Genomic DNA, 13,566 nt, shown 5'->3' with positions numbered 1-13,566 from the left:
TGGAGCTGGCGGCCCCCCTCATCCGCCTGCCGGCACCTTCCCCCGCTGGGGAGAAGGTGGCCCGAAGGGTCGGATGAGGGGGCTGGATGGCGCGGACGATAAGACTGAATTGCGAACCCAAGGAGACCCCAACATGAGCACCGGATTTTTCGGCGATATTCAGAAGATCAAATATGAAGGCCCCGACAGCACCAATCCGCTGGCCTTCCGCTATTACCAGCCGGACGAGATCGTTCTCGGCAAGCGTATGGAAGACCATCTGCGCTTTGCGGTGGCCTATTGGCACACCTTCACCTGGCCGGGCGGCGACCCCTTCGGCGGCCAGACCTTCCTGCGTCCCTGGTTCGAAGACACGATGAAGGCTGCCAAGCTGAAGGCCGACGTCGCTTTCGAATTCTTCTCGCTGCTGGGTGCGCCCTATTACTGCTTCCATGACGCCGACGTACGTCCGGAAGGCAAGAATTTTGCCGAGAACACCAGGAACCTGAACGAGATCGTCGATTATTTCGCCGAAAAGCAGGCCGCTACCGGCACCAAGCTGCTCTGGGGCACGGCGAACCTGTTTTCGCACCGCCGCTATATGTCGGGTGCAGCCACCAATCCGGATCCGGATGTCTTTGCTTTCGCTGCTGCGACGGTCAAGACCTGCATCGACGCCACGCAGAAGCTCGGTGGCGAGAACTACGTGCTTTGGGGCGGCCGCGAAGGCTATGAAACCCTGCTCAACACCGATATCGGCCGCGAGCTCGACCAGCTCGGGCGCTTCCTCAACCTCGTCGTCGAATACAAGCACAAGATCGGCTACAAGGGGACCATCCTGATCGAGCCGAAGCCGCAGGAGCCGACCAAGCATCAGTATGATTACGACGTTGCGACCGTTTACGGTTTCCTCAAGAAGCACGGTCTCGAAAACGAGGTGAAGGTCAATATCGAGCAGGGCCATGCGATCCTTGCCGGCCATTCCTTCGAGCACGAGCTGGCGCTTGCCAATGCGCTCGGCATCTTCGGCTCTATCGACATGAACCGCAACGACTACCAGTCCGGTTGGGATACGGACCAGTTCCCGAACAATGTTCCGGAAATGGCGCTCGCCTATTACCACGTTCTGGCGGGCGGCGGCTTCAAGACCGGCGGCACCAACTTCGACGCCAAGCTGCGCCGCCAGTCGCTCGATCCGGCGGATCTGCTGATCGGCCATATCGGCGGCATGGATTGCTGCGCCCGCGGGCTGAAGGCCGCTGCCAGGATGATCGAGGACAAGGCTCTGTCGCAGCCGCTCGCCGATCGTTACGCCGGCTGGGAATCGGCCGAGGCCCAGAAGCTCTTCCGCGGCGAATACTCGCTGGATGAGATCACCAGCTGGGTCGAGACCAAAGACGTCAATCCGCAGCCGAGATCCGGCAAGCAGGAACTGCTCGAAAACGTCGTCAACCGTTACGTCTGATAAGGCGCGCCGGCGGCCAATGGTCGCCGGCGCCATTTTTGTAGCCGGCTATTCCATTTCCGTTCAGCGCTTCAACCAACTGCGCGACGGCGCGGAGACGGAATTTCGAACGACCAGATCCGGCCGCAGCAGGATTTCCGTCTCGGACGGGCGGCCGTCGGACAGGAGTTCCAGCAAGAGCGCCATCGCCTGCTTGCCGATCGCCGTTCGCGGCTGGCGGATCGTCGTCAGCGCCGGCGATATGAAGACGGCCTGCGGCACGTCGTCGAAACCCGTCACCGAGAAATCGCGCGGAATGTCGTAGCCGCGCGCGCCCAGCCCGATCATGACGCCGATCGCCGTCTGGTCGTTTACGCACATGAAGGCCGTGGGAAGCGTATCGCGCATGAAAAGCTGTTCGACCGCATGCCGGCCGCTTTCAATCGTGCCGTCGCCTTCGAGCACGATCCGCAAATCGGGCGGAATGCCGGCCGCATCGAGCCCGGCATCATATCCCATGCGGCGCCGGATAAAGGCAAGCCGGGTGCGTGAATCGCCGATGAAGGCGATCTTGCGATGTCCTTCGGCCAGCAGCAGGTCCACCGCCTTTCGCGCCCCCTCGGTATCGTCGACGCCGACATAGGGAATGCCGCCGTTGAAAACGGGCTCGAAAACGCCGACGCTCGGCGGCAGCCGCGCGGTCATGGTCTGATGGCCGAAGGGCAGGATGCCGGTGAAGAGGATCAATCCGGCAGCCTGGTTGGAGTTGAAGAATTTCAGATATTCCAGCCCGCGCTGGGCATCGTTCTGCGTGTGGCCGATCAGGACGCCGTAGCCGTGGGCGCGCGCCTCATTCTCCAGGCCGACAAGGATGTTGGAGAAATTCGGGTCGCCGATATCGGGCGCCACCACAAGGATCATGTTGGAGCGGCCGAGCCTCAGGCTGCGGGCCATGGCATTGGTCGTATAACCGGTGACGGCGATCGCCTGGTTGACCTTGAGCCGCGTCGAGTTGGCGACCTTCTCGGGCGTGTGGATCGCCCGCGAAACCGTCGCGATGGAGACCTCGGCGATCCGGGCGACGTCTTCGATGGTTGCGGGCGTGGAATTCGACACTGGGCTCTGCCTTAAGGCTGTCTTCGCCGCGACACTACACAGACTTGCCGAGAGGTCAAAGGCAAGCTTCAACTCATCTGTGTTAATCCACGATGTAAACCTTTACATGCATGATGTAAAGGTTTACATAAGGCTCGAAGCGGACGGGAGCCGCATATGCACGCCGCTTGAAGACCTAAGGCGGTTTTCAGAAGGAAAATGTGCGCTAGTTCAGGTGATGGAGGTTGCCGGTGGCGCGGCGCTCCAGGGGGAGGGCATGATGACCATGGAGATCGCCGACACCGCACCTGTGGTGCTGTCCGCCAGGCGCATATGCAAATCCTTCAGCGGCGTGCAGGTGCTTTTCAGTGTCAATTTCGATCTCCGTGCCGGCGAAATCCACGCCCTCATGGGTGAGAACGGCGCCGGCAAGTCCACGCTCGTCAAGGTATTATCAGGCTTCGAACAGCCGACATCCGGCGAGATTGTGCTCGATGGCAAGCCTGTCGTGCTGCCGCCCAATGGCGCCGCCGAAGCGCTCGGCATTGTCATCATCCATCAGGAATTCAATCTTGCCGACCATCTGACGGTGACGGAGAGCCTGTTTCTCGGGCGCGAAGTCACGCGTTTCGGCGTGCTCGACCGTAAATATATGCGCTCGGAGACGCGCAAGGTTCTCGATGTGCTCGGTTCGCATGTCGATGAGAATGCGCTGATCAGCACGCTTTCCATCGCCGACAAGCAGATGGTCGAAATCGCCAAGGCGATCAGCCGTGATGCGCGGGTCGTGTTCATGGATGAGCCGACCGCAGTGCTGTCGCGGGAAGAGACCAATATGCTCTTCAAGCAGGTCCGCAAGCTTCGCGACCAGGGCACGAGCTTCGTCTTCGTCTCCCATAAACTCGACGAGGTCATGGAATTGACCGATCGGGTGACGGTTTTGCGCGACGGCCAGTGGATCAAGACGTCGCCGACCTCCATTCTGGATGGGGAATCGATCGCGCAGCTGATGGTCGGCCGCGAACTTTCCAGCCTCTATCCCGCCAAGGTCGAACCTGACGTGGATGAGGAGGTCGTTCTCCGCGTTGCCTCGGTGTCGACGGGCTATGTGAAGGATGCGAGCTTCGAGGTGCGCAAGGGCGAGATCATCGGCTTCTCCGGCATGATCGGTTCCGGCCGTACCGAGCTGATGGAAGCGATCGCCGGCTTGCGAAGCCGTCTTCACGGCGAGGTGGTGATCAAGGGCGAAACGGTTCCTTCAGGCGACGTGCATGCCGCCAATCGCAGCGGTCTCGCCTACATGACCAAGGACCGCAAGTCGAAGGGGCTGCTGCTGCGCTCCGGCATGGTGGCCAATCTGACGCTGCAATCCCTCGAAAGGCACGGCCGCCACGGCTATCTCAGCCCAGCCAGCGAGGCGGCTGCACTGGCGAAGGCCAAACGCCGTTTCGACATCAGGGTTCGCGACGGCAATATCATTGCCGGCCGCATGTCCGGCGGAAACCAGCAGAAGCTGCTGCTGGCCAAGGTCATGGAGACCGAGCCCGACATCATCATCATCGACGAACCGACGCGCGGCATCGATGTCGGCACCAAGCAGCAGATCTATCATTTCATCTCGGCGCTCGCCCGGGACGGCCGGTCGATCATCGTCGTCTCGTCGGAGATGCCTGAAGTCATCGGCCTCTGCACCCGAGTGGTGGTGATGCGCGAAGGACATATCGTCGGCGTGCTCGAAGGAGACGAGATTTCCGAGCAGGAAATCATGCGTTACGCCGCCGGGCTCAAGAAAAAGGCGGCTGCCTGAGGGTTGAAGCAGGGCTTCGCCGATCAGGACGACAGACAAGATGCCCAGAAAATATGCGACGGGAGGTTGGTTTTGGATATGAGTGTCAACGAGGAGACCAGGGAAATCCGGCGCCGATCCTGGCGGGATGTCGATCTGCGTGCGGTCGCGCCTTTCGTCGCCCTGGCGCTGCTTCTGATCGTCGGAGCTCTGGTCAATCCCAATTTCATCGGCATCACCAACCTTGCCAACGTTGCCACCCGCAGCGCCTTCATAGCCATCATCGCGGTCGGCGCGACCTTCGTGATATCGGCAGGTGACCTCGACCTGTCGGTGGGCTCGATGGTGGCTTTCGTTGCCAGCCTGATGATCCTGTTGATGAATTCGGGCGCCATCGAAAACCCGGCTTTGATGCTGACGGTCGCGGTCGTCTTCACGATCGTTGCCGGTGCACTTTGCGGTCTGGCGAACGGCCTGATCACCACGGTGGGCAAGATCGAACCCTTCATCGCCACGCTTGGCACGATGGGCATCTACCGCGGCCTGACGACATGGCTGTCGCAGGGCGGCGCGATCACCCTGCGCTCCGCCGATATCCAGACGCTCTATCGCCCCGCCTATTTCGGCAATATCGCCGGCGTGCCGGTGCCGATCGTGGTGATCCTGGCGGTGACGGCGGTGGCGGCCTTCATCCTTTATCGCACCCGCTATGGGCGCCACGTCGTTGCTGTCGGATCGAACAGCGATGTCGCCCGCTATTCGGGCATCGCGGTCAACCGCGTGCGGACGATCGCCTTCGTCATCCAGGGGTTCTGCGTCGCCATTGCCGTGCTGCTCTATGTTCCGCGTCTCGGCTCGACCTCGGCAACCACAGGCATCCTGTGGGAGCTGCAGGCGATCACCGCCGTCGTCGTCGGCGGGACGGCGCTGAAGGGCGGCGCCGGCAGGGTCTGGGGCACGATCTGCGGCGCCTTCATCCTCGAGCTCGTCGGCAACATCATGCTGCTTTCGAACTTCATCAGCGAATATCTGATCGGGGCCATTCAGGGGGCGATCATCATCATCGCCATGTTCGTCCAGCGCTCGCTGGTGCGCAAATCATGATCTGACCGGCTTCATTCGACCAGTTTACAATTCGGCCGGGTTTACAGGGCGTCCGGTCCCGATGGAACAAGTCCCTGAAATCAGTGGGAGGAAATAGCATGCGGAAATTGATGTTGGGTCTCGCGGTTGCGGCGGTGACGTTCGCCGGCGCCGCTCACGCGCAGGACAAGAAATTCACCATCGGCGTCTCCATCCCGGCCGCCGACCACGGCTGGACCTCGGGCGTCGTCTTCCATGCCGAACGCGTCGCCAAGCTGCTGATGGCCGAACATCCCGGTCTCAGCGTCATCGTCAAGACCTCGCCGGATGCCGCCAGCCAGGCAAACGCCGTGCAGGATCTCGATACGCAGGGCATCGACGCCCTCGTCATCCTGCCGTCGGATCCCGATCCGCTCGTCAACGCCATCAAGGAAGTCAAGGGCAAGGGCAAGTTCGTCGCTCTCGTCGACCGCGCGCCGAGCAACAACGACAATTCCGTGCGCGACCTTTACGTCGCAGGCAACAATCCGGCTCTCGGCGAAGTCGCCGGCAAGTACATTGCCGAAAAGACTCCGGACGCCGAAGTCGTCATTATCCGTGGTCTGCCGATCCCGATCGACCAGCAGCGCCAGGACGGTTTCGACAAGGGCATCGCCGGATCGAAGGTCAAGGTTCTCGACCGCCAGTACGGCAACTGGAATCGTGACGATGCCTTCAAGGTGATGCAGGACTACCTGACGAAGTACCAGAAGATCGACGTCGTCTGGTGCCAGGACGACGACATGGCCGTCGGCGTTCTGCAGGCGATCGAGCAGGCCAAGCGCACCGACATCAAATATGTCGTCGCCGGCGCCGGCTCCAAGGACATGGTCAAGAAGGTCATGGATGGCGACAAGCTGATCCCGGTCGACGTTCTCTACCCGCCGGCAATGGTCGGCACGGCAATGGAACTGACTGCGGCAGCACTTTACGATCAGGTTCCGGTCCACGGCAATTACATCCTCGATGCGACGCTCGTCACCAAGGACAATGCCAAGGACTTCTACTTCCCGGATTCTCCGTTCTGATCCATCGACTGCAGGGCGCGCCCATTCGAAAGGATGGGCGCGTTTTTATGCTTGCCTTCGGCGCGCAGCCGAAAATGCTGCACGTACCTCTTGCCCGCCAAAGCCCATCATGATTAGCTCGCAGGACTGTCTCATCCGGCCTCGTGCCAATCCGCGAAGCAAAGGCGGGAAGGTGCCTTGCGCCTGCCAAATTGCGTGCTACAACACTTCAGAAACGTTTACGGTCGATATTCAGGGAGGAATCTGACATGAAGACGATCAAGGGCCCCGGCCTTTTTCTTGGCCAGTTCGCGGGCGATACCGCGCCTTTCAATTCCTGGGACGCAATCACCAAATGGGCGGCCGACATCGGCTATAAGGGGGTCCAGGTGCCGAGCTGGGCAAGCCAGCTGATCGACCTGAAGAAGGCTGCCACATCCAAGGATTATTGCGACGAATTCGCCGGCAAGGCCCGCGAAAACGGCATCGAGATTACCGAACTTTCCACCCACCTGCAGGGCCAGCTCGTCGCCGTTCATCCGGCCTACGACGAAGCCTTCGATGGCTTCGCGGCCCCCGAGGTGCGCGGCAATCCGAAAGCGCGCCAGGAATGGGCGGTCGAGCAGGTCAAGCTGGCGCTGACGGCATCGAAAAACCTCGGCCTCAAGGCGCATGCGACCTTTTCCGGCGCGCTTGCCTGGCCCTTTGTCTATCCCTGGCCGCAGCGTCCTGCCGGTCTGGTCGAGACCGCCTTCGACGAACTTGCCCGTCGCTGGACCCCGATCCTCAACCATGCGGATGAGAACGGCATCGACGTCTGCTACGAAATCCATCCGGGTGAAGACCTGCATGACGGCATCACCTTCGAGATGTTCCTGGAGCGGGTGAAGAATCACCCCCGCGCCAACATGCTCTACGATCCCTCGCATTATGTCCTGCAGTGCCTCGATTATCTCGACAATATCGACATCTACAAGGACCGCATCAAGATGTTCCACGTCAAGGATGCGGAGTTCAATCCGAGCGGGCGCCAGGGCGTCTACGGTGGCTATCAGGGTTGGGTGGAACGCGCCGGCCGCTTCCGCTCGCTCGGCGACGGCCAGGTCGATTTCGGCGCAGTCTTCTCGAAGATGACCGCCAATAATTTCGACGGCTGGGCCGTGGTCGAATGGGAATGCGCGCTGAAGCATCCGGAGGACGGCGCCCGCGAAGGGGCCGAATTCGTGGCTGCGCATATCATCCGCGTCACCGAAAAGGCCTTCGACGATTTTGCCGGGAGCGGCACCGATCAGGCGGCCAATCGGCGGATGCTCGGGCTTTAAGTTTCATTTTCCCTTCTCCCCAGCGGGGAGAAGATGCCCGTTAGGGCAGATGAGGGGGATGAGGAGCGATAGCGACGAATGCCTTGAGCGACAAGCGAAAGGCAACTGCCGCGAAGCCCCCTCATCCGACCCTTCGGGCCACCTTCTCCCGAGGGGAGAAGGGAAGAAAATTTCAGGAGGAATCTATGGCAATCGAAGCATCATCCGAACAGACCCGCGAGCCGCGCATCCGGCTCGGCATGGTGGGCGGCGGCGCGGGCGCGTTCATCGGTGCGGTGCACCGCATTGCAGCGCGCATCGACGATCAGTACGATCTCATCGCCGGCGCGCTGTCGTCGACGCCTGAGAAGGCTGTCCAGTCCGGCCGCGACCTCGGCCTCGATCCGTCGCGGACCTATTCCAGCTACCGGGAGATGGCGATCCGCGAGGCGAAGCTGAAGAACGGCATCGAGGCGGTGGCGATCGTCACCCCGAACCATGTGCACTACGATGCGGCCAAGGAATTTCTGAAGCGCGGCATTCACGTCATCTGCGACAAACCGCTGACATCGAACCTTGCGGACGCGAAGAAGCTGAAGAAAATTGCCGACGAGAGCGGCGCGCTCTTCGTGCTGACGCATAATTACACCGGTTATCCGATGGTGCGTCAGGCGCGTGAGATGATCGCGAACGGCGAACTCGGCGATATAAGAGTGGTCCAGGCCGAATATCCGCAGGACTGGCTGACGGAAGCAGTCGAGCAGACCGGCCAGAAGCAGGCCGCCTGGCGCACCGATCCGGCGCAGTCCGGCGTCGGCGGGTCCACAGGCGATATCGGCACGCATGCCTATAATCTTGCTTCCTTCATCACCGGGCTGGAGCTCGATAGCCTGGCTGCCGATCTCGACAGCTTCGTTCCCGGCCGCCGGCTGGATGACAATGCCCATGTCATGCTGCGTTTCAAGGCGAAGGGCTCGGAGAAGCCGGCTAAGGGCATGCTCTGGTGCAGCCAGGTGGCGCCCGGCCATGAAAACGGCCTGATGGTTCGCGTCTACGGAACCAAAGGCGGGCTGGAATGGACCCAGAAGGACCCGAACTACCTCTGGTATACGCCGTTCGGCGAGCCGAAGCGGCTGATCACCCGGGGCGGCGCCGGCTCAGGCGCGGCTGCCGGCCGCGTTTCGCGCGTGCCGTCGGGGCATCCGGAAGGGTATCTCGAGGCCTTTGCGACGATCTATACGGAAGCCGCGCATGCGATCAACGCCCGCAGGAAGGGTAAGGCCGTCGACAAGGCTGTGGTCTATCCCACAGTCGATGACGGCGTGAAGGGCGTGGCCTTCGTCGAGGCCTGCGTAGCCTCCTCGAAGAAAAACGGCGCATGGGTCAAGGTCTGAGTTTACCGATTCGCGTCGCCCAATGAAAACGCCGAGGCGGACCCGGGTCGCCTCGGCGTTTTGCGTATGGTGATCAGGCAGCAGCGCGGCCTCGCTTCAGCAGGTTATCGAGGCTGAGCGGGCCGGCGCCTGCCGCCACCAGATAAAGAAACACGAAGCAGAACAGGATCGCGGCAACGCCGCCGTTCTGCGCGGGATAAAAGCTCTTTCCCGCATGGCCGATGAAATAGGCGAAAGCCATCAGGCCCGAGAGCACGAAGGCTGCGATGCGGGTCTGGAATCCCACCAGCACGAGGAAGCCGAGGATGAGTTCGATCAGTCCGGCGATCCAGGAGAGCGATCCCATCGGCGGTACGCTTGCCGCTGCCGGAAGGTGCAGGATCTTCTGCGTTCCATAACTGAAAAGCACGAGCGACGAGACGATGCGCAGCAGGCTCAGTAGATGCGGCTGCAGCAGATGGATCGAAGACAGCATGGGATTCCTTTCATGTTTGCGATGCCTTCGCTGTGTAGTGATCACGGGCTCGGCAGCAAGTCACGACTGCTGACATTCGCGTTATGAGAGCGGTGGGGTGGAAAGCGTGGCAACCGCCGGCAATGAATGGATGCCTTCCCGGCTGCTTTGCCGTTCTTACTGCAACGTTGCAGTTTTTCTTCCCGAGGACCTGTACTTTGCCTACCGGCTTGGCTAAATCCCGGCCAACGGTCAGTCCACATGCTGAGAGACGGGGATTACAGATGATCGATGCGAAGACGCTTGCAGGCCGCTTTCCCGGTGATTTCACCTTCGGCGTTGCCACCGCCGCCTTCCAGATCGAGGGCGCCGGCAAGGCCGATGGCCGCAAGCCGTCCATCTGGGATGCTTTCTGCAATATGCCCGGCCGTGTCTATAATCGCGACAACGGCGACGTTGCCTGCGACCACTATAATCGCCTGGAGCAGGACCTCGATCTCATCAAGGAGATGGGGGTCGAAGCCTATCGTTTCTCGATTGCCTGGCCGCGCATTATCCCCGACGGCACGGGTCCGGTGAACGAGGCGGGCCTCGATTTCTACGACCGGCTGGTCGACGGCTGCAAGGCGCGTGGGATCAAGACCTTCGCCACGCTCTACCACTGGGATCTGCCCTTGCTGCTTGCCGGCGACGGCGGCTGGACGGCGCGTTCGACCGCCTATGCCTATCAGCGCTACGCCAAGACGGTGATGAGCCGCCTCGGCGACCGTCTCGATGCCGTCGCGACCTTCAACGAGCCCTGGTGCATCGTCTGGCTCAGCCACCTCTACGGCATTCATGCTCCCGGCGAGCGCAACATGCAGGCTGCCCTTCACGCCATGCATTACATGAATCTCGCCCACGGCCTCGGCGTCGAGGCGATCCGCTCGGAAGCCCCGGATGTACCGGTCGGGCTCGTGCTCAACGCCGCCGCGGTCATCCCCGGCTCCGACAGCCCGGCCGATCTTGCTGCCGGCGAACGCGCGCATCAGTTCCACAACGGCGCCTTCTTCGATCCCGTCTTCAAGGGCGAATATCCGAAGGAATTCGTCGAGGCGCTCGGCGACCGCATGCCTGTTATCGAGGATGGCGACCTGAAGCTGATCAGCCAGAAGCTCGACTGGTGGGGTCTGAATTATTACACGCCCGAGCGTGTCACCGACGATGCCGATCGCAAGGGCGATTTCCCCTGGACTGTGAAAGCGCCGCCGGCAAGCGACGTCAAGACCGATATCGGCTGGGAAATCTATGCGCCGGCGTTGAAGCTTCTGGTCGAGGATCTTTATCGCCGCTACGATCTGCCGGAATGCTACATCACCGAGAACGGCGCCTGCGACAACACCGGCGTCGCCAACGGCGAGGTCGACGATACGATGCGTCTCGATTATCTCGGCGACCATCTCGATGTCGTGGCCGGCCTCATCAAAGACGGTCATCCCATGCGTGGCTATTTCGCCTGGAGCCTGATGGACAATTTCGAATGGGCAGAAGGCTATCGCATGCGCTTCGGCCTCGTCCATGTCGATTATGAAACGCAGGTCCGTACGGTGAAGAAAAGCGGCAGGTGGTATCGCGAACTCGCAGCACAATTCCCGAAAGGCAATCATAAGGCGGGTTGATCGTTACCCCACGTGCGGGCCCAAAGATCTGCAGCGTTTGCTTAAACGTTTTTGAACCCTTGACTGGCAATGTCGGACGGTCAGGGAGCCGTGATGCAGACAGTCGGGAAGTCGCAGAGCAAGGGATTGGGAGTAGGCCGTCACCTTACCGTTACGGGCGTGCTTTTCTCCTTTGCCGTCATCGTCGCGGTTGCGACCATCATGGTGCTGACGGCGCTCGAGCGCGTGGCCGAAAATGCCAATCTTCTCGATGACGAACGTTCGCGTGAAACGACGATCGGGGCGTTGAAGACTTTCGAGGATCAACTGGGCGCGACACTCGACGATTACGCTGCCTGGGACGACGCCGCCGTCAACGTCTACGCGCCCGACGGCATGGCCTGGACGGTGAGCAATTACGGCGAGATGTCGGTCAACAGCGCGCTCTTCGACATGGCGATCGTCATCGATGACGAGAAGAAGCCGATCATGGCCTATCGCGACGGCAAGCCGATGGAGGAGCCGCTTGCGGATTTCTTCGCGCCGTCGCTCTGGACCCTGTTCGAGACGGTCAAGGCGGCCGGCCCGACAGGTACGCCACAGGCAGTTGGTTTCGTCACGACCAAGCGGGGAATAGCCGCTGTCGGCGTGGCGCTGGTGCGGAAAAAATCCGGGGCGCTTGACGCGCCCGCCGGCAAGCACCGTTATCTGGTTTTCGCCCGCCATCTCGACAACGACAGGGTGACAGCACTTGGTCAGACCTATGTCATCGGCGGGCTGAGGCTGGCGCCGGCGAACTTCGAGGCAGACTATTTCGTGCCGATCGCCGATCCGGCGGGGGCGACGCTCAGGAAGCTCGTCTGGACCTCGCGTTCGCCGGGTGATGTCGGCTATGCACAGGTGCGGCCGATGGTCATCCAGGCACTCGGCCTCGTCGGGCTGTTCTTCGTGGTTCTGCTGGTCATCGGCTGGTTTGCCGGCCGCAGGCTGAAAACCGAGGAAAACAACGCCCGCGAAGAGGCGCTCCGCGACCGGCTGAGCGGCCTTTCCAATCGCGACGGTCTCGGGCTTGCCGTCGATCGTTTCGTCGTCGAGGCGCGCCAGGCCAAGCGCAACGTGCTGCTCCTCTATCTCGATCTCGATGGCTTCAAGGAGGTCAATGACAGTTATGGCCATGGTACCGGCGACCAGTTGATCCGCGCCGTTGCGGCCGGGCTCGACGTGCTCATTCCGCAAGGCGCGGTGCTTGCCCGCATCGGCGGCGATGAATTTGCGATCGCCTTTCTCTCCGACAGCGAGAATGCCGCCGCCCTGCAGCTTGCCGAGCAGATCCTCGATTTTCTCGTCGATCCGCTGGAGATCGGTCGCCGTGTTGTTGTCGTCGGGGCCAGCATCGGCATCGCCATGTCGCCGTCCGGCACGATCGAGCGTGAAGAACTGGTGCGTCGCTCCGACCTTGCCATGTACAAGGCGAAGGAAGCCGGTCGGGCGCGCATGATGCTTTACGATCCGTCGATGGATGCGGACCGGGAGCAGCGCAATGCGCTGGAGCTCGATCTCAGGATCGCCATCGAAAGCGGCGACCTGACGCTCGCCTACCAGCCGCTGATCGATGCGGTGACGCATGCGCCGACCGGTGTCGAGGCACTGGTGCGCTGGAACCGTCCGGGTCACGGCCCTGTTTCACCCGAGATATTCATCCCGATCGCCGAGACCAGCGGCCTCATCGAATCGCTCGGGCTGTTCGTGCTGCGCAAGGCCTGCGAGACGGCCAAACAATGGCCGGAGCTCAACGTTTCGGTCAATGTCTCGCCCGGCCAGTTCCGCAATCCCGCCTTTGCCGACTATGTGCGCTATGTGCTGAAGCAGACGGATATCGAGGCTGGGCGCATCACGCTCGAGATCACCGAAGGCTACATGATCCAGAATCCGCAGCGCACGCGCCAGTCGATCGAACGGCTGAAGGCGCTGGGGGTCAAGGTGGCGCTCGACGATTTCGGCTCCGGCTTCTCCTCGATCGGCTATCTCAGGCAGTTCGGCTTCGACCGCATCAAGATCGACCGCTCGCTGGTGATGGGTGTCAATGAGGACAAGCGCCAGCGCGAGATGCTGCAGGCGACGGTGGCGCTCGCCCGCTCGCTTGATATTCCGGTGACGGCCGAAGGCATCGAGACCGAGGAGCAGGCAATAGCCATGCGCCTCTTCGGCTGCGATTGCCTGCAGGGTTATTTGTTCGGAAAGCCCGTCACAGCAGATCTCATCACCACGATGCTGAACGAGCGACGTGCGGCGGAGCCGGCGCGCCGCATCAGCGCTGCCTGACCGCGGCGTGATCCTCAGACAGCAA

10 protein-coding genes are annotated in these 13,566 nt (G+C 61.5%); 8 read left to right on the top strand and 2 right to left on the bottom strand.

Features of this window, described 5'->3' with window-relative positions; genetic code table 11:
- Positions 1–133 precede the first annotated feature (133 nt).
- Positions 134–1,444 (top strand): xylose isomerase, encoded by a 1,311-nt coding sequence (gene xylA, locus GGD57_RS21605; protein ID WP_184472313.1) that lies wholly within the window; start codon positions 134–136, stop codon positions 1,442–1,444.
- A gap of 63 nt (positions 1,445–1,507) precedes the next feature.
- Here xylA and GGD57_RS21600 read toward each other — a convergent pair whose 3' ends face one another.
- Positions 1,508–2,539, bottom strand: a complete 1,032-nt coding sequence (locus tag GGD57_RS21600) for a substrate-binding domain-containing protein (RefSeq protein WP_184472312.1) — start codon at positions 2,537–2,539, stop codon at positions 1,508–1,510.
- Between the two features lie 259 nt (positions 2,540–2,798).
- Between GGD57_RS21600 and GGD57_RS21595 the strand changes: the two genes are divergently transcribed.
- The 5 genes from GGD57_RS21595 (at position 2,799) to GGD57_RS21575 (ending at position 9,128) form a co-directional block, all read left to right on the top strand.
- Entirely contained in the window at positions 2,799–4,325 is a 1,527-nt protein-coding gene (locus tag GGD57_RS21595; RefSeq protein WP_184472377.1) for a sugar ABC transporter ATP-binding protein, read from the top strand.
- 78 nt (positions 4,326–4,403) lie between these two features.
- Positions 4,404–5,408, top strand: coding sequence for an ABC transporter permease (locus GGD57_RS21590; protein WP_184472311.1), 1,005 nt, complete (start codon positions 4,404–4,406; stop codon positions 5,406–5,408).
- 98 nt (positions 5,409–5,506) lie between these two features.
- Positions 5,507–6,454: a substrate-binding domain-containing protein gene (locus GGD57_RS21585; RefSeq protein WP_184472310.1), complete on the top strand. Its 948-nt coding sequence runs from the start codon at positions 5,507–5,509 to the stop codon at positions 6,452–6,454.
- Positions 6,455–6,702: 248 nt separating this feature from the next.
- Positions 6,703–7,755 carry a sugar phosphate isomerase/epimerase family protein gene (locus GGD57_RS21580; protein ID WP_184472309.1) on the top strand — a complete coding sequence of 351 codons (1,053 nt, stop codon included), beginning with the start codon at positions 6,703–6,705 and terminating at the stop codon, positions 7,753–7,755.
- A 185-nt stretch (positions 7,756–7,940) separates the two neighbouring features.
- Positions 7,941–9,128 (top strand): Gfo/Idh/MocA family protein, encoded by a 1,188-nt coding sequence (locus GGD57_RS21575; protein WP_184472308.1) that lies wholly within the window; start codon positions 7,941–7,943, stop codon positions 9,126–9,128.
- Positions 9,129–9,201: 73 nt separating this feature from the next.
- Here the strand turns inward: GGD57_RS21575 and GGD57_RS21570 are convergent, their stop codons facing one another.
- On the bottom strand, positions 9,202–9,603 hold the full coding sequence (locus tag GGD57_RS21570; protein WP_184472307.1) for a DoxX family protein: 402 nt from the start codon (positions 9,601–9,603) through the stop codon (positions 9,202–9,204).
- 263 nt (positions 9,604–9,866) lie between these two features.
- Between GGD57_RS21570 and GGD57_RS21565 the strand changes: the two genes are divergently transcribed.
- Positions 9,867–11,240 (top strand): GH1 family beta-glucosidase, encoded by a 1,374-nt coding sequence (locus tag GGD57_RS21565; RefSeq protein WP_184472306.1) that lies wholly within the window; start codon positions 9,867–9,869, stop codon positions 11,238–11,240.
- Positions 11,241–11,333: 93 nt separating this feature from the next.
- Positions 11,334–13,541, top strand: coding sequence for a putative bifunctional diguanylate cyclase/phosphodiesterase (locus GGD57_RS21560; protein WP_184472305.1), 2,208 nt, complete (start codon positions 11,334–11,336; stop codon positions 13,539–13,541).
- The last annotated feature ends 25 nt before the right edge of the window (positions 13,542–13,566 follow it).

The organism is Rhizobium esperanzae (genome assembly GCF_014197615.1).
In the GTDB taxonomy this organism is placed as follows: Bacteria; Pseudomonadota; Alphaproteobacteria; order Rhizobiales; family Rhizobiaceae; genus Rhizobium; species Rhizobium esperanzae_A.
Note: the sequence above shows the minus strand (reverse complement) of the source record. Positions and strands in the feature narration are given on the sequence as shown.

Coding starts and splice junctions, on each gene's coding strand:
- GGD57_RS21595 (WP_184472377.1), top strand. CDS start 2,799: ATGACCATGGAGATCGCCGACACCGCACCTGTGGTGCTGTCCGCCAGG.
- GGD57_RS21575 (WP_184472308.1), top strand. CDS start 7,941: ATGGCAATCGAAGCATCATCCGAACAGACCCGCGAGCCGCGCATCCGG.
- GGD57_RS21585 (WP_184472310.1), top strand. CDS start 5,507: ATGCGGAAATTGATGTTGGGTCTCGCGGTTGCGGCGGTGACGTTCGCC.
- GGD57_RS21570 (WP_184472307.1), bottom strand. CDS start 9,603: ATGCTGTCTTCGATCCATCTGCTGCAGCCGCATCTACTGAGCCTGCTG.
- xylA (WP_184472313.1), top strand. CDS start 134: ATGAGCACCGGATTTTTCGGCGATATTCAGAAGATCAAATATGAAGGC.
- GGD57_RS21565 (WP_184472306.1), top strand. CDS start 9,867: ATGATCGATGCGAAGACGCTTGCAGGCCGCTTTCCCGGTGATTTCACC.
- GGD57_RS21580 (WP_184472309.1), top strand. CDS start 6,703: ATGAAGACGATCAAGGGCCCCGGCCTTTTTCTTGGCCAGTTCGCGGGC.
- GGD57_RS21560 (WP_184472305.1), top strand. CDS start 11,334: ATGCAGACAGTCGGGAAGTCGCAGAGCAAGGGATTGGGAGTAGGCCGT.
- GGD57_RS21590 (WP_184472311.1), top strand. CDS start 4,404: ATGAGTGTCAACGAGGAGACCAGGGAAATCCGGCGCCGATCCTGGCGG.